The sequence below is a fragment of the Solidesulfovibrio magneticus RS-1 genome (genome assembly GCF_000010665.1).
Classification (GTDB): Bacteria; Desulfobacterota; Desulfovibrionia; order Desulfovibrionales; family Desulfovibrionaceae; genus Solidesulfovibrio; species Solidesulfovibrio magneticus.
Genome location: NC_012796.1, coordinates 4,087,435 through 4,111,370 on the forward strand (window position 1 = coordinate 4,087,435; position 23,936 = coordinate 4,111,370).

At 46.7% G+C, this 23,936-nt stretch carries 15 protein-coding genes; 3 read left to right on the forward strand and 12 right to left on the reverse strand.

Annotated elements, in window-relative coordinates; all coding sequences use genetic code 11:
- Nucleotides 1-45: 45 nt before the first annotated feature.
- Nucleotides 46-2,811 carry a TrlF family AAA-like ATPase gene (locus DMR_RS23740; RefSeq protein ID WP_015862243.1) on the forward strand — a complete coding sequence of 922 codons (2,766 nt, stop codon included), beginning with the start codon at nt 46-48 and terminating at the stop codon, nt 2,809-2,811.
- Nucleotides 2,812-3,036: 225 nt separating this feature from the next.
- Here DMR_RS23740 and brxL read toward each other — a convergent pair whose 3' ends face one another.
- The 12 genes from brxL to DMR_RS17145 form a co-directional block, all read right to left on the reverse strand.
- Nucleotides 3,037-5,070 (reverse strand): protease Lon-related BREX system protein BrxL, encoded by a 2,034-nt coding sequence (gene brxL / locus DMR_RS17095; RefSeq protein WP_015862244.1) that lies wholly within the window; start codon nt 5,068-5,070, stop codon nt 3,037-3,039.
- Between the two features lie 11 nt (nt 5,071-5,081).
- On the reverse strand, nt 5,082-7,700 hold the full coding sequence (pglZ, locus tag DMR_RS17100) for a BREX-1 system phosphatase PglZ type A (RefSeq protein WP_015862245.1): 2,619 nt from the start codon (nt 7,698-7,700) through the stop codon (nt 5,082-5,084).
- Between the two features lie 9 nt (nt 7,701-7,709).
- Nucleotides 7,710-8,168, reverse strand: a complete 459-nt coding sequence (locus tag DMR_RS24650) for a HEPN family nuclease (RefSeq protein ID WP_015862246.1) — start codon at nt 8,166-8,168, stop codon at nt 7,710-7,712.
- A gap of 16 nt (nt 8,169-8,184) precedes the next feature.
- Complete coding sequence (pglX, locus tag DMR_RS17105; RefSeq protein WP_015862247.1) at nt 8,185-11,841, reverse strand: BREX-1 system adenine-specific DNA-methyltransferase PglX; 3,657 nt, start codon at nt 11,839-11,841, stop codon at nt 8,185-8,187.
- A 37-nt stretch (nt 11,842-11,878) separates the two neighbouring features.
- Nucleotides 11,879-15,445 (reverse strand): BREX system P-loop protein BrxC, encoded by a 3,567-nt coding sequence (brxC, locus tag DMR_RS17110; protein ID WP_015862248.1) that lies wholly within the window; start codon nt 15,443-15,445, stop codon nt 11,879-11,881.
- 25 nt (nt 15,446-15,470) lie between these two features.
- Complete coding sequence (locus DMR_RS17115; protein ID WP_015862249.1) at nt 15,471-16,046, reverse strand: DUF1788 domain-containing protein; 576 nt, start codon at nt 16,044-16,046, stop codon at nt 15,471-15,473.
- The gene (locus DMR_RS17120) at nt 16,043-16,642 is read right to left on the reverse strand and encodes a DUF1819 family protein (RefSeq protein WP_043600971.1); all 600 of its coding nucleotides are present in this window, start codon (nt 16,640-16,642) and stop codon (nt 16,043-16,045) included. The genes DMR_RS17115 and DMR_RS17120 overlap by 4 nt, the downstream gene beginning before the upstream one ends.
- Before the next feature lie 348 nt (nt 16,643-16,990).
- Nucleotides 16,991-17,512, reverse strand: a complete 522-nt coding sequence (locus DMR_RS17125; protein ID WP_015862251.1) for a phospholipase D family protein — start codon at nt 17,510-17,512, stop codon at nt 16,991-16,993.
- A 34-nt stretch (nt 17,513-17,546) separates the two neighbouring features.
- The gene (locus tag DMR_RS17130) at nt 17,547-18,002 is read right to left on the reverse strand and encodes a thermonuclease family protein (RefSeq protein ID WP_015862252.1); all 456 of its coding nucleotides are present in this window, start codon (nt 18,000-18,002) and stop codon (nt 17,547-17,549) included.
- Nucleotides 18,003-18,253: 251 nt separating this feature from the next.
- On the reverse strand, nt 18,254-20,119 hold the full coding sequence (locus tag DMR_RS17135; RefSeq protein WP_015862253.1) for an AAA family ATPase: 1,866 nt from the start codon (nt 20,117-20,119) through the stop codon (nt 18,254-18,256).
- Between the two features lie 187 nt (nt 20,120-20,306).
- Nucleotides 20,307-20,786 carry an HAD family hydrolase gene (locus DMR_RS17140; protein ID WP_015862254.1) on the reverse strand — a complete coding sequence of 160 codons (480 nt, stop codon included), beginning with the start codon at nt 20,784-20,786 and terminating at the stop codon, nt 20,307-20,309.
- 367 nt (nt 20,787-21,153) lie between these two features.
- Entirely contained in the window at nt 21,154-21,561 is a 408-nt protein-coding gene (locus DMR_RS17145; protein WP_015862255.1) for a MucR family transcriptional regulator, read from the reverse strand.
- A 293-nt stretch (nt 21,562-21,854) separates the two neighbouring features.
- Between DMR_RS17145 and DMR_RS23745 the strand changes: the two genes are divergently transcribed.
- On the forward strand, nt 21,855-22,133 hold the full coding sequence (locus DMR_RS23745) for an HU family DNA-binding protein (protein WP_015862257.1): 279 nt from the start codon (nt 21,855-21,857) through the stop codon (nt 22,131-22,133).
- Nucleotides 22,134-23,129: 996 nt separating this feature from the next.
- Nucleotides 23,130-23,846 (forward strand): DUF5131 family protein, encoded by a 717-nt coding sequence (locus DMR_RS17155; RefSeq protein WP_015862260.1) that lies wholly within the window; start codon nt 23,130-23,132, stop codon nt 23,844-23,846.
- Nucleotides 23,847-23,936 lie beyond the last annotated feature (90 nt).

Here is a 23,936-nt window from a genome sequence, read left to right on the forward strand (position 1 = left end):
AACAAATGAAGGCTACCCCTGTGTATGAATGGGAGAGGAAAGACTATGTCTGCCGCTTGGGACTGGGTCAGCGCGAAATGGTGGAAATTCGACTTTCACAATCACACTCCTGCTTCAAACGACTATGGGAAAGGCCCTAACCAAGCTGAATATAGGTTAATTTCACAGAAAGATTGGCTGCTCAACTACATGCGGCGTGGCATCGATTGCGTTGCGGTGACGGATCACAATTCCGGAGCCTGGATTGATCCACTCAAACGTGCTCTTGACGAGTTGGCATCTGAGCACCATCCAGATTATCGGCCTCTCTACATTTTTCCTGGTGTTGAAATTAGCGTTCATGGCAACATCCACGTTTTGGCAATTTTTTTTAATGGCACAACAACATCAGACATAGATTCTTTGCTTGGTGCTGTTAAATATCGCTCCACCAAAGGAAGAAGTGATAGCTGCTCAGAATGCTCTATCGTCGAAGTTGTCGATGAAATAGCAAAGTCTGGTGGCCTAGCGATACCTGCGCATGTTGATCAATCAAATGGCTTGTTTACGTCATGCCCTGGCAACACTTTAGGGCAGATTCTTGAAAATAAGAATGTATTTGCTATGGAAGTTACAGATTGTACGATTGAGAAACCCCAGCTCTACATCGACAAAAAACTAAATTGGGCTGAGCTTCTTGGAACTGACTCCCATCACTATTCAGGCTTCACAGGTCAACGTTACCCGGGAAGTCATTTTACTTGGGTAAAGATGTCAAAGCCATCCTACGATGGATTGCGGTTGGCACTTATTGACGGTCCTCTTTCATTGAAGCGTTCAGATCAATTCGATGGAGATCCCAATACCCATGGGCAGCTCGCTATCGAAAGTATTGTTGTTGACAACGCAAAGTATGTAGGTAGGGGCCGATCCTATTCGTGTAAATTTAATCCATGGCTAAATACGATTATCGGTGGACGCGGCACAGGAAAATCGACCTCTTTGGAATTCCTGCGGATAGCTCTGAAGCGGAAGGGAGAGATTCCCAAAACCCTTGAAAATGAATTTTCCAAATACAACCAGACATCGAAAAATCGCCAAGACGAAGGCCTCTTGACAGATTCTACTGTCATTACAGTTAGTTTTTGGAAAGATGGAGGTCGCTTTCGAATCGTATGGTCGAACGACACAGGAAAGTATGAAATAGAGAAAGAGGATCTTTCTGGCAGATGGAATGCTTCAGAGGGAGACATTGCACAGCGTTTTCCTGTCAGAATTTATAGCCAAAAACAGATTTTTGAATTGGCTAAGCATCCCCAAGCGTTATTGCAAGTAGTTGATGACGCTCCGGAGGTTAATTATCGCGACTGGAAGCTTGAGTGGGATGAGCTAGTTTCCAAATATCTTTCAATTCGTGCCCAGGCACGAGAAGTCCAAGCAGGACTTCAGGAAGAATCTGTCGTTAAGGGCCAACTGGAAGACGTTAAACGCAAACTTGATGTTTTTGAAAAGGCTGGCCATGCAAGTGTTCTAAGGACTTACCAGCTCAGGCTGAACCAAAATAAGGCGATCGATTCTTGGCAAAATTCGTGGGAAGACTTTGGCGATCAAATGAAGAATATTTCCAAAGGCCTGTCGCCATCTGAACTTGATTCACAGTACTTTGATTTAGAAAATGCAGACGATAAAGAATTGCTCTCCATCGTTGCCAATGTCCGTGCCAAGTTTGATAAATTTCAGAATGATATAAACGAAATCGCACAGCAAATTGATACTGCAAAAGACTCATGGGTGTTGACACGACCCGGTTTGGCAATATCGAAAAAAATTATTTCGGCCAAGCAGGAGTATACCAATCTACTCAGCCAGCTTACAGCCGTCGGTGCGGGCGATCCCTCAGCTTATGGAATTTTGGTTAAACAACGCCAAGATATCGAAGAAAAGTTGAAAGGATTCAATAAAAAGCGAGATATTATTACTCAACACCAGAAAAGTGCAGATGCGTGCTTTGTCAAAATTCAGGAGCATCGTGAAAAAATAACCAAACTACGCGACAAGTTTCTTAAGGTCACGCTAGCTGGAAATCCATATGTGCAGATCAATGTTATTCCTTTTGGAGGTAAGTTCACAATCGAAGAGGAATTTCGGAAGTTAATTGACAGAAGCAATGGAGGCTTTGATCGCGATATTGGGATAGTAGATGGTGATGAGGGACTACTGGCTACTCTTACTCAGAACCCTGACAAATCCATGGAAGAAAAGATTACGGCGCTGAAATCTTCATTGTTTGCATACCATGAGAACGATTCAACAATAGTGCCGACAGCCAAAGATCGACGTTTTGTCGCACATATCCAAGGATTGTCCCCAGAGCAGATGGACCGAATCCAATGCTGGTTTCCCGAAGACTCACTGGACGTTAGGTACAGCCTTAAGGACGGTGGGGATTTCAAACCGGTAGAACAAGGTTCTCCTGGGCAAAAGACTGCTGCCCTACTGGCTTTTATCCTTTCATATGGCAGTGAGCCACTTGTACTTGATCAGCCGGAAGACGATCTTGACAATCATTTGATCTATGACCTTATCGTAACGCAACTACGAGAGATAAAGCAAGGACGGCAAGTTTTAGTCGCTACTCACAACGCTAATATTGTTGTAAATGGTGATGCAGAAAATGTTATTGCTCTTGATGTGAAGTCTGGGCAAACTCAAATCGTGGCACAGGGTGGACTTCAAGAACCTTCCATACGGGAAGAGATATGCCGAGTAATGGAAGGGGGGAGGGAAGCATTTGATCAAAGATATAAGCGAATTAGCGCAGGAAGGTATTGAAAATTTTTCGGAATTATAGTTGGTTTTGCGACAATACATGGATAATACAGTACCACTTTCAATTCTACAAGGCTCGAAGTAGTTTCGAAAGTCATGTAGATACCATGATGGCTATCATCTAACTCTCATCTCGTCGCGTAGCATAAAACAAAGTCAAGACAAAAAATCTTAGCATTTTCTTTCTGTTATGTTTACCTACAAACTGCTATCAGTTGGGCATTGGTCTCATTCCACCCCAAGGGCTTTAAAGACTGCATCAACAGGATCTGAATAAAAGCTTGTCTGGAACTTGGCAAAAAGTTCGCCCGGAACGGTTTGGATGTCGCCCACGCTGCTCATGGGTATTAAGATTCGCTTTGCTCCAGCATCGAACGCGACCTGGAGACTTGCGGCCAAGTCGCCGGCCCGGATGATGCTGCCGCCAAGGCTCATGTCACCAAGCACCACCAAGCTTCCTTGCACCGGCTTGCCCAATAACCCTGAGCACAGGGCGATGAAACTGGGCAGGGTCATGGCGTCGTTAGGGCCTGTGTTGTGCAGCTCAACAATGTGCAGGTGGTAATCGCGATCCCCCGGCTTTGAAGACCCACTGACCCGGCTGGCGTTCGCCTTGAAGTAGTCAAAGGCGACCTTTATTGGTTCCTTGGCTTGGTTGCTCGATCCAACCCCAGAGATGGACAGCTTGCCATTGCCGGCAGTCACCTGAAGCTCAATTCGGTACAGTCCAAGATGTCCCGACCCGCAGCCAACCGTATGCAAGGTCCCTGGATTTGGCGGCCCTTCTGGGATCAGCGAACTTCCACCCTGTTCAGGGATGCCGACAAATTTTTCATCCCGAGTTTCATTGTCGATATAGCTAAAATGGACATCGTAAAATTCCATGCCGCCAAGTTTTTTCAATTGTTCCTTGACACGGCGGCGACATTCCAATGCATACCGAAGGCATTTTTCAACGGCTTCTTTGGTATAATCACCGTGCGGATAAAGAAGCTTGAGAAGGCCCGAGACCGTTTTTCGAACCGCAATGGTGTCCCGCTGGTTCAGGTTGTTGCCCAGGTGAAAATACTTGTCGATGGCGTCGGCAAAAGTTGTTTTGCGCATCTCACGGAAATATTCCGCCAAATAGTCCACGATAAGGCCATACTGATTCGTAAAAAATTCGGGCCGCATCTTGGGAATTTCCCAGCCCGGCGTATAGCAATGCATTCTATCAAAAAATGCCGTGTCGATCATTGTTTCAGGGAAAGGTGCAAACAGGTGGCTGGTCTTTACTAGGGTATCGACGCTCTGGTTTATATTTCCAACAAAAACCATTGAAGCGTTTGCGCTGATAGCGTCTCGCCCTCGGGAGAAGGACCCAGACGCCATGTAGTCCTTCATGATCTGAACGCCATCTTTGTCCTTGAAGGTTATACCGGCCACCTCATCGAACGCCACAACATCCCAAACACCAACTAGGCCAACTTTGTGGTTCCCCATGTTATAAAAGAGATTCGCCACGGTCGTCTGGCCACCAGAAACCAGAATGCTGTTCGGGCTGATCTCTTTGTAAACATGGCTTTTGCCTGTGCCACGGGGGCCAAGCTCACATATATTGTAGTTGTTCTCTACAAGAGGAATCAAACGTGAAAGCAGGTGCCACTTGGCTCGTTCTTCAAACGTGGTCGGCTCAATGCCCGTAGATCTAAGCAGTACGTCTAGCCACTGATCTTCTGTGAAGTGCTTTCGCCCTTCGTAAATGGTTTCCATATCCATATTCGGCATTTGAATGGGCTTAAGGTCGGATATGGAAAATGGGGAGCCTTTTTGGCCTTCCTCATAAAAATAGTTGAGCGAAATGATGCACCAGATGCCGCCGACGAGAAGCTTCTCGAATTCCTTGACGGTATTGCTGGAAATTTCAACACCCTTTGTTCCCAAGTTGGAAAGAAGTGCCTCGTAGCAATCCCTTTTTTCGTTGAGCTTAACTGTAACTTTATCAATAACCTTGAAGCTGCCACGCTCGCGGATAATGGATTTAACTTTCTCAGCCTCGTCAGGCCGTACATAGTTTTGTGCAAGGATATCTTTGACGCTCTTGATGCCTTCCTGAATAATATCCTCGTCGTCCGAGGCGCAGTACATGCCAAGGAGATACTCCAGCACATAAACAGGAACATTCGCTCCTTCTTTGAGGAGCTTGGTGAGGTCCTTTCGAACGACCTTGCCTTGAAAATGTTCGTTGAGCAGGGAGTCAAGGCTGGGAGCTTCGTTATCCATTTCTTTTATCCTCAAAAATCATTCATGAAGGCCAAGTCAATGGTCATGGGGATGCGCTCGTATTCTATCTGTGTTCCTGGATCCCGGAACACCAAAAAGTATTCCCTCTTGTTGTCGTAGCTACCCTTTTTAAGTCTGAGCGTCAGAGACCGCTTGCGCTCCTCCATTGAATCAGAGGAACTGTTAAAAGTAACCATTTCTTCAGTGCTGATAAGTAGTTCCCCGTCACGCAATGATACAACAAGCGTCCTTGGCGTCATCCTGTCGGAAACTTTTTCGGTCTGGATAAGTTCGAATTTTTGGAGAGAATTGACAATCTTTCGGTTTGAACCAAGAAGAGATACGTTGACCTGCTTAACAGCTTCGTTTGCTGCGGTTTTGCCCTCTAATTCCCTAACCTGGACGACGGGGACCACGATTTCTTGAGGCATAGCGCCGCCATGGATAAAACGCGCTCCACCCGAAAAATGGAAGCGGTTGACACCCTTTGGAATCCAGAACTCCATGTCGTCGGAGGTCCCCGCAGTCACCCGCGTCGAACCGTGCCATGCCTTTTCGGATTCGCCAAGGTCCCGCCCGAGGATATAACGCTTCTTGGCCTTGATCACGCCGTCTGGCTTGAAAGCCAAGTCGCTTTTCTCCAAGGGTGATGGAGGAGTGTCTTGGTAAATAAATCCGTGGTCGGCTGTGACAAAAACATTGGCACCATTAAGCGAGTTCACGATGAAACGCACCAGGGAGGACAGTTCTTCTATCGCCTTGCGAACAGCTGTGAAAGCCTTGCCCTCAGTCTGAGCGGAATCACCGGTTGCATCAATTTGGTTGTGGTAGATATACACCACACGCCAAGGACGCACCAATTCACGGCCATCGTCCTTGGTCATGGCAAGCAATTCATCTGCCTTGACCGCTATTCCATTCACATTAGAAAGAATTGAACTGCGCTGTTCTAACGTAGCACAAGGCTGTCCTGCAATAAGTATTTGGTCGGATTGCTCTTTATATCCATATCCTCGGTGTGGCAGCAATGAGGCCATCCCAAGTGCCGTATAGCTCGGCAAGATACCAAGCTGAGTTGAGATAGTAGCCTTGAAACGGAACTTGGAATTGAGTTCTCTGGTCAGTTCCTCGGCTACTTCATACCGAAGTGCATCGCTGACAATCACGAAAACCTTGCTTCTGGCGTGAGATTGAAGAACTGGCTGGGCAGTGAGTGAAAAAAAATCTTGCTGGTTGGGAATATTTTCAATGGACCATTCTTTCAAAAGTCCGTCTCGCCCATCGAGAAAACTACCCCAGGAGATAGAAAGCTGATCCAAAAACCATCCACTGTAACATGCTTCTACGATCTTCTGGACATCCTTAAGCACATCCCATCCAGCTAACTCAAGTCTGTCGGCGTATTCGTGAAATAGTCGGTATAGCTGGTCGAATCGGAATAACTCTGAGGTGTATGCTTGATACATCGTTCCCGCTTTTGCAAAGCTGAACCCTGCATCATGTATTTTGCGCAGGGTTAAGAGATCAAGGGCTGCTTCAAGCGCGTCGTAGGTAGTTTTATAAATATTTCCACTTTCAGTATACTGATCGAGCTGTATTGTGGCCCAATACCCATCCCGCCTGCGTTGGATAACAGGCTTAAGACTTTCGGGTTTGTCCCACTGGTCCTGTTTGATCTTCTTGCGTAGAGCGCGAAGCACCTGCCGCTCGACCACCTCGAAGGTCATGACGTCCAGTAAGGATTCCTCATTATACCCCCCGAGTTGTTCCTCCAGGCGGAGTTCCGTGGCAATTTCTTGTGAAATCGCGGCATACTCCCGAAAATGGCTTAAATGGCTGCGCCATTGCGCTATAAAGACGGAACTATTGATGGCCAGCGACTTGTCCGTAAACTGAAAATGCGCCAAGGAGCCGGGAATAGTCCCCTTCAGGGTGTTGGAAAAGTCGCTGACCAAAAGGCGGATCAAGAGGTCAGATAGGCTTGGGCTGTCGGCAACGTAGCCGAAGGTCATGGCCATCTTTTCCCAAAAAAAGGGAGCCACCCCGAATTTTTCAATGTCTCCCCATGAAGACGTGGGAGACTTGAAGTCGCAACTGACGCCTGTGCACATTTCGGAGAACAGGTTCATGAGAACGTCGAACGTGCTGGCCTGGTCAGAACGAGTCAGCACGGCAAGCATCTTCTGGTCGAGATCGCTCTCTTTATCCTCGGCCACCACGAGTTTTCGAAGCCTATTTAGCCGGTCCTGGCTTTTGAAAAATTTTTTGCGCTCGTTCAGATGCGCACGCAGGGACTGGCTGGTAAGCCCTAATTCATTGAGCAGAATGGAAGCCCTATCGGCATGGAATGGTCGGCTGTAAAGCCTGATGTCCAGCAGCCAGTCGTTTTCCGGATTAGGCTCGGGGGAAGGGGAATAGAGCAGATACTTGCCCGTTCGGTCTTGCGTCTCCAGTCGGATTTTGAGTTCTAACAAACTCTCGTCCAGGAGATTGACCACGGTGACGCCTTCAATGGAGAGCATCGAAAGCGTCTCAAGAAACTCCTGTTCTGGATCATACCAGAAAACGATGCGATACTCTTCGATATCGTAAATTTTGGAAAGGGCTTCCTGAATTTTTGCTGAGTCCATCACAACCCCTTATGCTGCTTCACAACTTTGAGAATTTTTAATTACGTACGCAACCAATCTAAAGGCAATGTCGCGAATCCCTTGGGTTGTGATGTCGATTTTCCAATCTATAGGTTCTTTGGGTCGTTGATCATACATAGTAAAGCTTTGAATATTGTCCTTGGAGCCAAAGGCTTGGAATCGACAATGGGCAATTGCATTGCGAAATTGCTGAATGAATTTATCTGCTTTAGAACAATCTTGATTGTCATCAAGATGAACCTGGATTTCTTCACATGAACAAAGTTGGCTGAAAGGGATGGCAGGGACAAGCTTTCCTTCGTTTAGAAAGACAACCATTCCAAGCAGTGAATTTATCAATTGAGTTGCGTTGTAGGTGCCTGGGATGCCTTCCATGCATGCCTTTTCAATAAATTCCAGGTTGGCCCTGGTCTTTGCGGCAAAATCATGATGGAGGTGGGTGTACATGGTCAAAGTTTTCCTCCTAATCGCCGCTGTCGCCCGTTATTGCTTTGACTTCAGCTAAAAGAGATCCAAACTTTCCGTAATTGACCTTCACGCCATCGTTGAGGTCGAGAGTGATGCGCTGATCGGCGTAGTAGCGGAGAAGTTCGTCGAATTCTCTTAGCTCCTGCTGCTTTTTGCGCATTGTATCCAGCTCTTTTTGCAGCTTCTTGGCGGCACTTGCAGAACTGGCATTGTCTTTTTCCTTATCCAGGAACTCTATGCGGGCATTATATTTGCCCTGCAGGGGGGTGACGTACATGGAGCGCATACGGGCCAGGGTATTTTCGTTATAGCGGTGCAGGTAGACGAGGCACTCGAAGGCCTTATGTTTACCACTGGAGAAGAGCCAGTATATGGGGCGCTTCTTGTAAACCTTGAGGTGATGCTCCCTGAAGAATTTCTGGCTAATGAAGCGGCGGATGGTGTCAATAGGCTTTTCGCCATGCTTAGGGTCAAGGCTGTCGGCGACGAACTTTAGGTTATCCTCTAAAGTTTCGGATTGCCAGGCGACCCTGATGAACTCCACGAATCGCTTTGTGGCGTCATCCTCGAACCAGTCGTCATCCATTATGGGCACTATGCCGTCCTCGTCAGCCGGGAAGCTGGTGTAGCGAGAGGGATCAAAGCCTTGGTTGCCACTGTGAGCATAGATTAATCCCGGTTCATCAAGGGAGTAACGGCCCATCGCGCAGCCGATCATGTACGAAATGAGTTCACGAACAGTGTCTGCTTTTAGCAATTCCTTGTATTCAATCTCTGACTTTCCAGGGCCGTATCGATGGAGCGGGTTGGCAAATAGAGTGATTTTATTGAGATCAGCCTTTGCATGCCCCAGTTCATTTTCTAAACCATAGCCTTTGATAAAATAACAATCTATATTATTTTCAATTTCAAGCAACTTGTTTGTTTGATTTTGACAAGAGCATGTCATTGTTAAGTATGATTGGCTGATGGTTGGCTTAGCATTTTCCCTCACAAGAGGGGATGCCCGAAAGTCCCATGACGTTTCGCGCGAGTCCCAGTCGTCTCTTGAAATTGTTATTGCAAGCTCGATAGATGTTCTTGTCAAGTTGTCGCATAGACAAACAGGCAGCTTCAGAATCGATCCTTCTCCGAAATCGACTGTTGGGGCAAATGCAGACAGAATATATTTAGCAACATTCGAATTAAGTATTCCTAGCAATGATATAATATCACTTTCATCATCAGGAAATATGACCGACCCATTACTTTCGAACGTGAATCCCTCTGGGAAAATCCTTGAGGAAATATCTGAGATAGATATTTTTGACCACGTTATTCCGCTTTTAAAAAAGTATTGTATATTTTGCGGACGGGATCGTAATTTTCCCGTCGGTGAGTAAAAGTTTTTAATTTCTTTCCCGTCATTCTCCCAGTTAAGCAAATATTCATGATTCCCATACCACTTTCGATAATCGCCACCTTTTGTGCACGGGAACCATTTATGGGTTCTGTTTTCGGATTTTCCAATGCAACTAGTCATTAAGCATGAGACTTCATGCCAATAGCGGAGAAAAGTGTCGTTATGACCAGTCTTTATTCCTTGCTTTGCTTTCGCAATATCATTAATTGTTTTAAAATTTTTAAAGTTATCTCTTAATTTTTTGCTTAGTTTGTAAGAAGAGAGAATAAGTCCAGGAATATTATAAAAACTCGACAAATTTGTATTTTGCCATGCGTTAGAAAAAAAGTTATTAATAAGAACATTGTTTGAATTGACTTCTCCCTGTTTGTCATATAGCTTTTTAAATCTGGCTGCATATCCTGGAGTGTTGGTGTTTTGTATTATAAAGGCACAGCTTCCAAAGTCTGGCCCCCAAACTCCTCTTCCATTGTCTGTCAATAACAGTAAAGTATTTTTTTTAAGAATATACTCCCGCAAATAAAAGAATGTCGGCATCGACATCCAGTTTGGTGTTGTTATCATCCCAGCGTATGCTTTTTCTTCTCCCATAGACAAGCATCTAAAAATAAAACATCCATAAATATCTTGTGAATAACCATTGTATTCTTCGTTTACAAAATTTTTAAGCTTTTCGTTGAAATAGCCTGACCCCATATACGGGGGGTTTGTAATAACATTGCTATATTGCTTGGCTAACACTTTTGATTGTTGGACTAGCGGCAACAACATTTTGGCATATCGCCGAGATTCCATATCATAAGCCTGCAATGACTTAGCGACCAGCTTCTCCAGCCTGGGTAGTGCCTGCTTAAGCCGGTCATGAACCGACAGCAGCGAACCAAAGGTCTTGCCATTTTCAAAGAGGTTCAGCAGTGAGAATAACTCGTCCTTCGTGACTTCCGGTTTCTCGGTTTCACTCAGGGTCCCTTGGGTCATCTTGGGCTGAACCAGGGTCAACTGCTGTGCCCCTTTGCTGCCGATCTCCCTGACCCGGTCGCGAAGTAGCACGCTGGCCACAGTATCAACATCCAGCCCCTTGCTTTCTTGGATGGCCAGGATGTTCAGCTTGGCGGGGTTCTCGGGATCGAGAATACGGCGGTCATCAGCCCGTGCTTTCATGAGGACGGTGAATCGAGCAAGTTGAGCCGCGCGATCGTCGATATCCAACCCGTAGAGGTTCTTCTCCAGGATAAGCCGAGGGATGTCCCTGGTGCGGTAGCCGCGCTCCTGGTAAATGTCCTTGAACAAGTCATAGGCTTCGGCAAGGATGTGACCAGACCCGCAAGCTGGATCCATGAACGTCAGTTCTTCTGGGTTAAGCTCTTTGGGGGTAATGGCATCCAGCTTGGCCTGGACTTCTGGCTCCTGTTCGGCAGGCTCGATGTAAAATTCCATTTTCCCCTTAATGGAGGAGCCGGGGTAAGTCGTGAGCCATTTACGACCCAAGGTGTTCTGGACCATGTACTTAACGATCCAGTTGGGGGTGAAAAGCTGCGTGGCCGCAGGAATATCCTCGCTCTTGACCACCTTGCCGATGACCTGGTCTTTCTTTTCCGAGATATAAAATTGGTACAGCCAGCCCACGATCTCAATCTCGGACCAGTTCTCCTCCGGGATATCGTTGACCAGTTTGCGGATGGGCGAATTTGACTGGAGCAGATTTTGGGGGAGCAGGAGTTCCGTGGCGTCATTGACCGCCTCGAACAGCGCTGGCATGACGCGATGGAGCGCATTGCACTGCTTTATCAAAAGCATCTGGTATAATTCAGCGTCTTTATCGCCAGTCAGACGCAATTCCGTCACCTTGTCCTTGTCCAGTCCCGGGAGGTCAACGCTGGTAGCCTTCTCCAGAATTTCCGGGATGTCAGAACCACTGGGGTTACTTAGCACGCGATACCCATGCCCAAGGTAATCGTGCAGTTCCATGTACCGCAGGGCGGTAAAGCGGTTGAACCAAGTATAAGCGACTTCCTCCATGACCTGGGTGAAGCCATTGAGCGTAATCCTGTCTTCCAATTTTTTTCGGCTTGCAGCCACTTCCTTCGGGAAAGGACGCCCGGCAATGATTGCAACATCACCCGCGACTTCCGCTGGCTCGATTTTCTTTTCGGAGAGGCCAAGGACACTGGCCCTGTCCGTCACGGCCTGAATAAATTCGCGACGAGCCTGAGGAGCATAGGTCTTTAAGATATTGCGATTTATGGGCATGAGAGTCCCTCTTTTATTCGAGCTGTCGTTAGGCACGTTACTGGAGCTTGATCCGGACGTCCCCGGTCAATTCCGCAAGCAGGGTCTTTCTAAGGGCCTCTACGAAGGCATTAACGTCCTCGGGCGATTCAAGGTAACTATTCGCCGCGATGGCACTTGGCTTGATGACTTTTGTCGTCTTGGAGGGCTTTTTTGGATTTTCTGGGTCGGGGGACGATTTCATCCGTTCAATCTGGTCTAGAGCGTCTTCCACTGCTTGATCAAACTCTTCAAGCTGGTAGGAGATGTCCGGGATGCTGGTTTCCTCGGCAACATGTAATTTTACCTTCTGCAGGGGGAGGAGTACATGGTTCCGGAAGTCTACATCAGCCCTCATGGCGTCCAATCCCTTGGTCACGTTGACGATTTTAGCATCAAGTTCGAGGAGCGCTTTTGCTCGCCGCTCTTCCACAAGTTTTTCATTAATGGCGGAAATAGTTGAGACGAGACCGTCAACATCCTTGAGCATCCCATAAGGCGCTGGTACTTCAGCGATGGTATGCAGCTGCTTCAAAGCTGGTCCTGCATTAATATCCTTGTACAATGCTGCCTGGTTTTTGCCAAATTCACCCAAAGACTTAATCAGCTTCTCCCAAGTGGGACGCTGATTGGTGTAGAAGTCTAGCAGTTCATGAATGTCTTCACAGGTGTCAAGCAACTCGTTACGCTTCTCATTAAACCGGCTTATGAACTCAAAGGTATCTCGTATGCCAAGTACCTTCTGAATTACGGCCAAGCCTCGTGTGATCTCTTTTCCTCCTGGGTAACTTCCAGTTAGGGCTAATTGTTGGTATTTGTTTAATTCCTTTTGCCAGCGTCCCAACTCACCGCGAATGGTCCGTTCCAGGTCGTCCAGTGTCTCCGGACCTATCTTGCCGAACAAATCCTGACAGAGCTTGCGAGCTTTCTCGATTTGCTCTTTGGAAGGCACCTTGCGCTTCATAATCTTGACGGACTTCCACTTGCCCACCTTGAGCATGGACTCAACAGCATCCTTTGGCTCCAGATTTGAGCCATCGGAGAGAAGGTTGATTTCACCGGCCATGAACAGGCGAGCAACGAGGAGCACGATTTCAAATTCGGGCCAACCGTAGGGTTTACATCCGAAATGCTCTACAAGCTCACTCAGAAGCACCGGGTGGTTCTTGAGAATCAAAAGGCTGATGAACTCCCGTACTTCTCTAATCGCGTCAGTATTGACTTCCGTAAGGCCCTTCTCAAGCTCAAGCTGGCTCACATCGTTGGACAGGAGAACCGCACGAATTTCCTTGCTTGGATCATCGCTCAGGGTCTTAACGTAGCAAAATTTATTGTAAAGATTTTGGACGATGTAATCGAGGGTCTCTTCGGCGGCAATGCGAGGTGTTGCCGCCTTAAAGCTAAGGGTCTGACCCATGGCATAGAAATCTGCGTCCAGGACCATTTTCTCCATTAACATGATAATTCGACTTCTTCGGTCTCTATTCTCACGTTGACGATCTTCAAGAATTTTCTCAAAGCTATGAGTATTAGCGGACGTCCCCTTTTGTTTAATGTATTTATCGGTTTGAATCCATATCCGGACTTCTCTCCCCAACTCTTTACTGTCTTTGAGTTTGATAACAGCGCGACCATAGTGCTCCGAAGAGTACGTGATACACCGCAGGGCATCGAATGAGCTGTACTCATCTGAAAGAGGTGTAACCACCTCAATACCAATTTCTTGGTCCAGTTTTGCCCCATAAGGATGCCCATCCAAAAGGCGGTTGAATGGGTAATCCCGTCTGTTGGGTTTGTAGCGGTGTTGCTTTTGATCCTTGAGGATTTCAACGTAGATTATTTCAGCCAGGAGTTTCACTTCTTCGCTGCTGCTGATTTCAACGTTTTTGATTTCACGGGTGACGTTGCGTTCCTCGTTAGTCAAGAAGAAATACAAGTCACCATTGCGGCTAATAAGTGTCTGCTTTTCCAGTCGTTGGAGGGCTTCCTCGATATTCCGTTTCAGGGTCAGTCTGTCCGCGTCAACCTCATCGATAAACAAGGTAACGAGGTTATCCACGTTGGGCTTGATGATATCTACATAGCGGATAAGAAAAAGGGTTTGAAGAAGTTGGATGTCGAAAGGTTTTTTGAGGCCGTCATTCTCATGAGCTTGGTCGATGGTTCGCTTGACAGCAGTATCCAAAAAGCTCTCTATTGCTGGGTAGAACTGGTATAATGGAACGAGTGCCCCAATTTCCTTTTCAGAAATGTTTTTGGCTGCGGACTGGAAGGCGTCGAGCATGGAACGTTCACCACGGCTCAGATGCAGACCTGTTGCCCCTGCCTTCCTGATGGATTCAAAGATCTTTTGAACAAGTTGGAAATGGTAAGGAACAAATGGATAATTAGCGATGAAGTCCTGTTTGTCTTTGAAGGTCTTCAGGCTCGCGCTGTCATATGAGAAACTCAGTTGGCTCTTCAGGATGTCGCCCTTGGATTCAAAAAGATTGGCGAGTTGCTCCGCGACTTCCGGCTTCTTTTCGAGCAGACGGGCCTGAATGACTTCGTCCGTGTTGGAGCTGGAAAGCGAAAGGCGCGTATTAAATCGTCCCTGAATCTTGGAGAAGTCGTTAGCCTTTGCCGATTTCAAGTCACCGAGGATGGCATCGATGTCTTCCTGGGAGGTAACGACGACCCAAGCCCTTCCTTGGCACACTCGCCCGAGATCTTCAGTGATGGTCTGGAGATTGAGCATAAGTTGCCCATCACTTCCAATGAACTGCCCAACCTCATCAACCAGAAAAATTATCCTGTGGTCCTTCCCTTGCCGGTCCAGGTATTCCTTCACACGTTTTGCAAAATTTTGGATCGTGATGCCCTGGTCATCTTCGGCCTTGTCAAACCAATCTTCAGCGGCTTTTTCGCTTTGCTCCAGGCACTTAGCGAATGCGGCTACAACATGATCTCGATAAAAACGGTAGTCATCTCGTTGTTCAGTCCAATTCTCACCTGAAACTTCTTTGTAAATATTACAGAATAAATCATATTTTCCTTGGAATGTCAGATGGCGCTCTAATTCTGCAACGTGAGGGAAAACATTTGAAAAACCTTGAATTTCATTAAACACATTCCAAAAAACCGAAAGCAGCGTGCCCCTTCCGTCTTTAGAGTCGGCACGGCTATCGATATTAAAGAGAACCACATCAGTGTTGCCAACAGTGATTTTTTTGATGTCGGCGAGCAGCAAGGGATCTTTTATTTTTGAATCAAAGAACTCTACGGCTTTTTTGATCTGTTTTGATTTTGACTCATGGGCTTCACGGTTATTGAGAAGATAAGAAAGAATCTTGATGAAGTGAGATTTTCCGGATCCAAAGAAGCCAGACACCCATACGCCGATTCGACTATTGAGATTGGGATCATGCTTGTTGACTATAGCATTAATGTATGTTTCAAAAAATTTTCTAAAATGCTGATCTAATTCCTTTGTTACCACATATTCGTCTAGCTCTTGCCAAACAATGGCTTCATCGCGCTGATCAGCCTTGACGACGCCATTAATGGGACGAAAAAGATCTTTGCAAAAGAGGTTTCTGATCTGCATTAGCTTGATCTCCTGAGAGTGAGATTTAGGCAACCAGCCTGAACGCGCGGTAATAATTACTTTCTTTCATCGTCCCAAATAGCCTGAGGCCTTGACCATCGAATTCGCCTGGGTAAAAAATAACGAGGGGCGTGTCCCCCATAAGGGGGTGCAGGCTGTTCAGCAACGTATGGGTCCGCAGCATCGGCCACGAACTCCCGACGCCGGACATGAGGACCAATTCCTGTTTTTCTGGCTGGGTGACTTGCACAAAATACTGAGCGATCTTTTGCTCATGGAGAGGACCCTTGAGAGCCTTTAGGAGTTCAGCATCTCCTTTTTCCCGTTGAAGCTGAAATGCCCTCGTTAGCAGCCTTCGCTCTTGCAGATAATCTATGAGAAGCTGAAAAAGATTAATATGTCGAAATCGTATGCCAGATTTGCGCTTTGGCAACTGATCCTCTATGGTTTCTATAAATGCTCGGACCTGCAACTCGTTGGCAGGTGGATAATCGAAGACATAAAAACCAATTTCATTTCCAAGGCCGGCATTCGATAGGAGTTCTTTAGAAACAAGCCTGTCAATTATTTTGTTCAGACGAGATTCAAACGTTGTGCTCATTGGATGGCCTCCAGGCATTCGCGTGTATATCGCAATGCATCATTATCAAGAAGATTTTTAACTTCTGGGAGTAGCGAGAAATGAATAATCTTTAAGTTTCGAGTAGAATCAATAATTTTGGCTTCGGCAAGTATTCTAAATACAACCTGCCGAATCTTTTTTATTGTTGAATCTGACCATTCTACGACAGTCGGATCTATTTGCTTGCACTCCTCAAAATATGCATCCCATTCACGATATGTCACTTGACTCTGAAATGTCTTTAGCTGAAGATTTACGACGTTTCTTATGAAATCTCCAAGAATACGACTATGCATAATAGCTGCCGCCAACAAGGTTTGCACAGCCTGTTCATGAGAGCCATCACGAATCATAATCCAAAAATCTTCATGTAGGGGGAGTAATCTATTTCGGATGAGCTTTGATTGTCGCCGCGTGGTGGCGGGGCTGCGCTTCTGGAGAACATTGTCCATTAAAAGCGCCGCGTAAAACGCCTTTTCGTCAAGGCCTTGCAAAAGAAGGTCGGCGATTTTACGGCTCTCGTTAACCATTAAAGAGCCTGCAACGATCTCGCCATTAAATCGGGGTTCTGGCACGGAAGTCCCTTGAAGGTGATGTTGAGAATAATACTTTTCAGGTTGTCTGAACTCTGCAGATCTCAATACCACCCGCCCGATCTGGCGTAAATCCTCGACAGAGAAATATGTTAATTAAAATTCAACCAGCTAAAATAATGGGATATTATCAATATCCATTTTCGAGAGGGCGGATCCAGGGTGCGAGACGGTGTGCCGCAGGAGATTGGGAGGGGCGGATTAAGCTTTTCCTTAGGCTGATTTGAGGTGATGCTCGAAATAAGCACCCGTGGTCCTGGCATACTGCATAGCCAAAGGAGCAAAAGGTGCAGTCTCAATAATATTCACATTACTAAGGAAGTAGTTGTGCTAATACGATTCAGAATGCTCTTTGTGCTTCTCCCAGTTATCCATATAGATCTTGGCCATCTCCATGTCCCGAATAATCAATAAATTTTCAGCGTTTTTCTCTTCTGCAGCTTTTGTAAAATTGAAAGATCCCGTGACAACAATGGAGCCATCGAGAATCATCACCTTGTTGTGAGCGATGGCATGTTTGTCGTCGATATACACAGGGATTCCTTCGTTTTTCAGAAAGGTAGCTCCCGTATAGCGCTCCGATCGTTGGCTCTTGTCCAGAATCGCTTCGATTTTCACGCCACGCTTCGTAGCATCCACCAGGGCTTTGGCAATGGAGGCCGATGTGAAGCTGTAGGCCTGGACGAGAATGGAATCCTTGGCTTGGCCGATGGTGGCAACCAGGGCGTCCTGTGCCCCGCCCCGGGGTGAGAAATAAACCTGCACAGAAGTGTGCTGCAGGGTCAGGTCGTAGGCATAGGCCGGCAAGCACCAGAGGGCAACGGCAAAACAAATAATCGCTATTTTTCTCATCGGTTAGCTCTTGAAAAAACTAATTCCTGTCGCTCTACTCGGACCACAGCCCCTTCTTCTCGTCTCTGCACTGCAATTCCCAGGCGTTCCAGCCGACACATTCCGGGGTGAACTGGTTGCGGCATAGCTTCATGTTCACGCGAGCCAGACAGGCTTTGGCCAAAACGTTGGCGATGTCCTCTTGGCCGACAATTATCCGGGCCACGGCCACCCCGTCCTTGCCCCGGCCCATGGGGATCACCTCGGCCACGTTGTCCCACTGGTGACACCAGGACGCGGTCCTTTTCGTGGCCGCCTCGGCATGTTTCGCATCGGCTTGTGGGACGGTGATGGCGAATAGGCGAATTCGCTCAATCTGCCCGTCCGACTTAGCGATGTCCAGGGTCGCGCCGTCGATGACCGTGACCACTTTGCCCGAAAAATTTTCGGACGCGAGGGCTGACGTCGCTACCAGCACGGAAAAGAAAATGGAGAAAAGGAGGATTTTCAAGGGTCACTCTACGGCTAAATTCTGAGAGGTTAATGCGTGAATACTTTAATATTTTCAAGCATAAGCTACATTTTAGAGGCAAGGTGAACTGATTTTGTTTACGGATTAAGATTCATTCATCCAAAGCTCTACGCATAGAAGGAGACAAAAACAATTTTCGTCTGAAGGCACTCTTGACGTATCATCATGAAATATTGACATAGGGTCGAGTAGCAGCGGGAAGTACGGAGGATGATATCTATGCATAATAGCTAGCTCTGTTCGAAAGCCTTAAATAAATTAATCCATTGTTCCTCAAGGGCATCGTCAACATTGCCGTCAAACTTGTGTTTAATGCGCTTGCTTAATTCAACCTTCCACCCTAAATCTAAAGACAGTTGATTATCTCGCGCAAAATCTTCAAACTGCGGAATAACTGGTTTTCCTGGATCGATAGCATCTTCCTGCAAGCCATCTTCTGTTCTGAATATCCTGTCAAAGCTGTCAACAAGCAGGCCTAGCGGAATTAAATCCTCTATTTCAGACCCGATTTTGTGGGAAAAAGTGTCACAATCGAGCACCTTCCCCTGCGCACTTTTGTACAAACTTTGCTTCAAACTTTCTTGAAATTGTTTCCCTGTCTTGTCTGAATCCAGAAGAGCAACAGGCAAAGAGGATCGTCCCCCCTGAATTATGGAAACTACAGGCCTCACTGCTTTGGCTCCGCCGACGGGGATAAATACCATCTCTTTTTTAGGTTGGAGCTTACCCTTTGCAACAAGATGATTTTTGATCATCGTTAAATAGAATTGATCAGAAACTCCTTCGACAATTATAATATCACAGCCAACGAGCAAGCTTTGTGAAGCAGTTATGCCTATAGCAGCATTGACCGGCTGTATTGCTTTTTTTTCTTTATCCGCACGACTTATGTCATTAGACGCTTTCGTCATGCCTTTCTCAGTGTACACTGCCTTCACTTTGTCTAAGTTGTTATGGTCAACAAGAAAAGGGAGGTGCGTCGTATAAATCAATTGGTTTTTGTCTGCGAGGCGTTCAAAAAAGCGGATCAAATCTGTCTGTGCATTTGGGTGTAGGCTAAGGCCCGGTTCATCCAGAAGCAAAACACAGTCCTTATGATTTTCTTCACTTTCAGAAAGAAAAACCAAAAAAAAGCTAAAGAACCACTGAAGCCCTTTGCTGCGGGATTCGAGTTCAATCGGAGCGGGGCGTTCAATATCACTTACAAGAATTCGAAAGTATTCACCGTCGGCATTAAAATGAAAAATATAATCACCCTGAGTCCACCACGCCTTGAACTGTGCCGTCAGGCGGGAAGCCGCAGATGTGACCTTGGCAAAGCGCTCTTGTTTGTTTCTAGACTCTTTTTCAATTTGAGGTTGCGCTTTTTGTCGAGGATCATTGTTAGGGACAGTTTCTCGTCCTAGATCAAGAATCTCTTTTGGATCGAGCTTAAGATGTCCAAAGAGAACCTTTAAGGTACGAGCTTTCATTCGTTCTTTGCCAGTTAAAGCATCGATACGACCAAGATCGTCAATTACGCGGGGAAGGTAGAGGTCAGAATCTAAATTACCATACTCTGAGTAATAAACAAAACGGGGCATCGCTTCACATATCACGTTAAAAATGTCTTTCCCGACAACATCTTCTAGCTCTTCGGACAACAACTCTCCTTTGTCGTTTGAAAGATAGATATAGAAATCTTCATTATAATTTTTCTTGATAAGAAGATAATCAGTAAAAACTATTCTGCCGGCAACTTCTGCGCCGGCCTCAGCTTGATCGTCCTCTCCCGATGATTGAGCGAGATACTTTTCATATTTCTTTGAAAAAGACTTCAACTCTGTCTCATTAAGTTTGAATAACACCTCAATAAAAGGCTCTTTTTTTCTGATCTCGCCATTAGCTTCAACCTCAAAATATTCATCTCGAGGATAATCCAGCAAAAGATCAATTTTCGTCGCGTCGTCAGCAGGATTAAACTTCCATAACGGCAAAAGCAGGTTTGTCTTGCCTGATTCGTTAACGCCAACAAAACAAGCAAGTTGATCAATTTCGATCCATTCAGTTTCTTTGACAGAACGGAATTTATTTACTTTATATTTAGAAAGACGCATAAGCTGCTCCTGTTAGAAATATTGCGGGAACAAGAGGTCGTGTATCATCCTTAGCGCTTACTACTTACTTCTCGAAAGCATCTATTCCATTATACTCCGACTGTCCATTGGCGTCATTTACCATTTTCGCCGTTTCCGGGCTGGGGGTAACAGCTCTCAAGATGTGGCGGCATGTCCCAGTCGGCCATCAGCATCGCAAGGTGGCGATGAGGCGCTTGGGTTTAAGCAGCAGATCCAAGGCGGAGAGAATGTCACGGCACACCACGCGTGACGCCAGGATGGTCTGGGCTGCCGCCCCTTCCTCGCCAATGACCGCAATGCCCAAGGCGGCTACGGCCAGCATGAGGTGACCGTTTTGCCCGTTGCCGATGGCGACTGTCTGCGCACTCCCAAGGCCCTGAATGAAGTCCAGCTTGGCCTTATCCTGCTCCGCCGGGCCAAGAATGGAAAGATCACACGGCAAACCCTCAAGCTGGCGCTGGGCCGTGCCCATGGTGTCGGCGGTGATCACGTGGACCGAAAGTTCATGCGGTGGAAGGTTAAGTTCCCTCACTCGTTCGGCGACTCCGGGCACAAGCGTCCCGTCCGTAGCCATGGTGCCGTTGTAATCAAGCACCAGGTGGCGAACCTCAAGAGAAGCCTGGCCGTGTATGGAATAGAGCGGCATTGCTGCCTCCGTTGAAATTGTTGGTGGCCAAGCTTCGGTCCAGCTCCCTGTCCCCGCCCTGGCTCCATCGGTAATCACAGGGTGGCTCCAATTCGTGAGCACGCCGTGGCTCCATAGGGGCGATCCTGACTTCGAAAATGGTGGGGGCTGGGTGGCCGGGACCCGAATTGTGGGCCAAGCTGGTCCCGTGGCCGGGGACCCGACTCGGCTTCGAACTTGGTCCCGGTAGGCAAGACCCTCCATTTTCGAGGATGGTTGTCTGGTAACACACGGGTGCGTCAAGACAAAAAAAGCCCCAGCACGGGGAGACGCACTGGGGCTGAGGGGAAGCCGCGTCAGGCCGGGCGGCATCGAAGGGTAGACATTGCTATTCGGCTTTGGCCTTGGTCCGCCGCTCCCAGAGTTTCATGTCCTTCATCTTGGTGCGGCGTTCCCGGGCCAAAGACTTGCAAGCCAAGGCCTGGGTCTTCTTATAGCCGTATTTTGCCTTATATTCCTCGGAGGTGAGGCCATGGGAGGCCAAGTGCTTCTTGGTGATGACCTTGAAGGACTTGCCGCACTCAAGGCAGGTGATGGATGCTTCCTTGATGGCCTTTTTAGGGTCCATGGCGGGTGCGGCAGCATCGGCATCAATGGTAGCGATTTGACCGGTGCTGACAGCAGCGATCCCTTTGGCGACGGACTTGACCATGCTGATAATTTCTTCTTCCGTCATCGGCCGAGCGCTAGCCTGGGCCTTCACGATTTCAAGGGCGCTCTGAATATACTCTTCCATTATGTCCTCACTGGATGGATTGATTCTCGGTTGAGAATGAATTGCTGCCTAAATATGGTGTGACTTCTTTTGTTGTCAAGTGTTAAACAGTGAAAAATTATTTAATAAACGGTCTTTTGAATGGGATAGCTGGGTCAGTGAAGTGGTTTTCTGGTCTAACAACTGGCGTAATGTCGTTCCAGGGTTCCGTTCCTTGGGAAAATATTCACAGCCCATGAAAAAGCAACTTGCCGCATCAGCGCGCTTGCAACTCAGAGAAATAACTCATACTCTGCCGAAATGGAGGAAAAATAATGAACAAGGGCGAGCTGATCAAAGCAGTTGGCGAGAAGTATAATCTCGACTATGAATTTGCCGTTGACTTTGTAAACTTATTTTTTGACTCTATCAGACAAGCTTTAAATAATGAAGATCGTGTTGAAATCCGTGGATTTGGTTCATTTGCGGTAAAAAAATATAATGGTTATACAGGTAGAAATCCTAAAACTGGGGTTACAGTGGAGATAAAACCCAAAAAACTTCCATTTTTTAAACCTGGCAAGGATTTTAAAGAATATCTTAATCGTAAGTAGCTTGTGCTGTGGGTGATCTTCCAACCCTACTAGTCCAGCTTCCTCATCTTGGGTGCAGCTACCATTTTCGACGATCCAGACGGGGCGGTTGACCACTTGTTTTGTCAAACTGCCTCCCATGAATACGGCGTATAGTCGTGGCCTCCCGATTTTCCCACTTTTAAGAGTGGTGGTCGCAGTCAAGACACTGACTGGCTAGACTTCCGCATGCCCTGTGTCGTTTAAGCCAGGGACATCAGCTGATTAGACCCGAACCCCTCCCCCCAATTTCGCCGCCATTTTTTTGCTGATCGGCCTACGGTCATGTTCAATGCCAGACACGCACCACGCTCTTCCACTCCCCCTACCGCATAGCCAGTTCGACCTGCGTCACATCCCTCACCTGTCCGCTCACCGCGAGCCAGCCGGACAGGATTCCGTCAGGGCCGGAAGTTTGTGTTTCTTCGAGAGGTTATAATCGAATTCGCCCAACACTCAGCTTGAAGATGAAAGTGGAGTCAAAAATTAAGAATCAGCCAAGAATCGCACCATAGGTGGTAAATCAAAAAGTCTAACCCCGTGATTTTCAGCACCCAGCCTTTAGATAATAGGCCGTCGTGGGAAACAATGGATTTTAGCGCCCCCCCCCTCAACGCCCACTGCTCGTCTCCCCCCTCCCTTCCTGCAGCCAGAGCCAGATTGCGACAAATAGCGATATGCATGTTTGGTCAACGACGCATTGGTTATTTCACCTTGTTGGCATGCAGCCATAATTTATATGCCAAATGTTTATATGAAGTTGATAGAATTAAATTTGATAACAATGCGACCATTCAAAGTCGACTGCATGGATTTTCAAAAAATCAACTCCAGGCAAACTTAAATATCCCAGAAAATTGCAAGAGCAGATTAGGCTTTAATTAATTATTGACAAACCTATGGTTTTTGGCTAGTCTTTTTTCAGCTTGGAGGTCATCCTTAAAAGCAAATAATTACAAATTTAGAGAGGTGCTGAGAATGAACAAAACAAAGATTGATTGGACTGATTGTACATGGAACCCGACAACTGGATGCACAAAGATAAGTGCTGGATGCGCAAATTGCTATGCGGAATTAATGGCTAAAAGATGCAAGCTGATGGGCCTGAAAAAATATCGAAACGGTTTTGATCTGACGCTGCATCCCGACATGTTGGATAAAAAGTTGAGTTACCGAGAGCCAAAGATGATATTCGTAAATTCTATGTCGGACATGTTTCACAAAGAAATTCCGCTTGAATTTATTGATGAAGTTTTTACGTATATGCGACGCGCTCCTCAACATATTTTCCAAGTGTTGACAAAACGAGGCGATCGACTGGAAGAATTGTCCCCCTATTTGTTTTGGCACGACAACATATGGATGGGCTTGACCGTCGAAAACGAGCAGGCGTTAAGTCGGATTGATAACCTGCGAACAACTCCAGCAATTGTACGTTTTGTTTCCATTGAACCACTCCTTGGTCCACTTCCAGCCCTGAACTTCGAAGGCATCAATTGGGTTATCGTCGGTGGCGAATCAGGTCCCAAAGCTCGTCCGATGGACTTGGACTGGGTTCGTCCAATTCGAGATAAGTGCATCGAAATGAACATACCATTCTTTTTTAAACAAAAAGGCGGGTTCAGAAAACAGGAAGGTTATAACATCCTTGATGGCCAAGTTTGGCACCAGTTTCCGCCTAACCATATAAAATAGACGAGGATCGGAAATAAAGGGGCGTTCATTGAGTATGCCCCTGACAATTCAAAGTTTAAGGACAACATCATATCTACTGCATAAAATAGA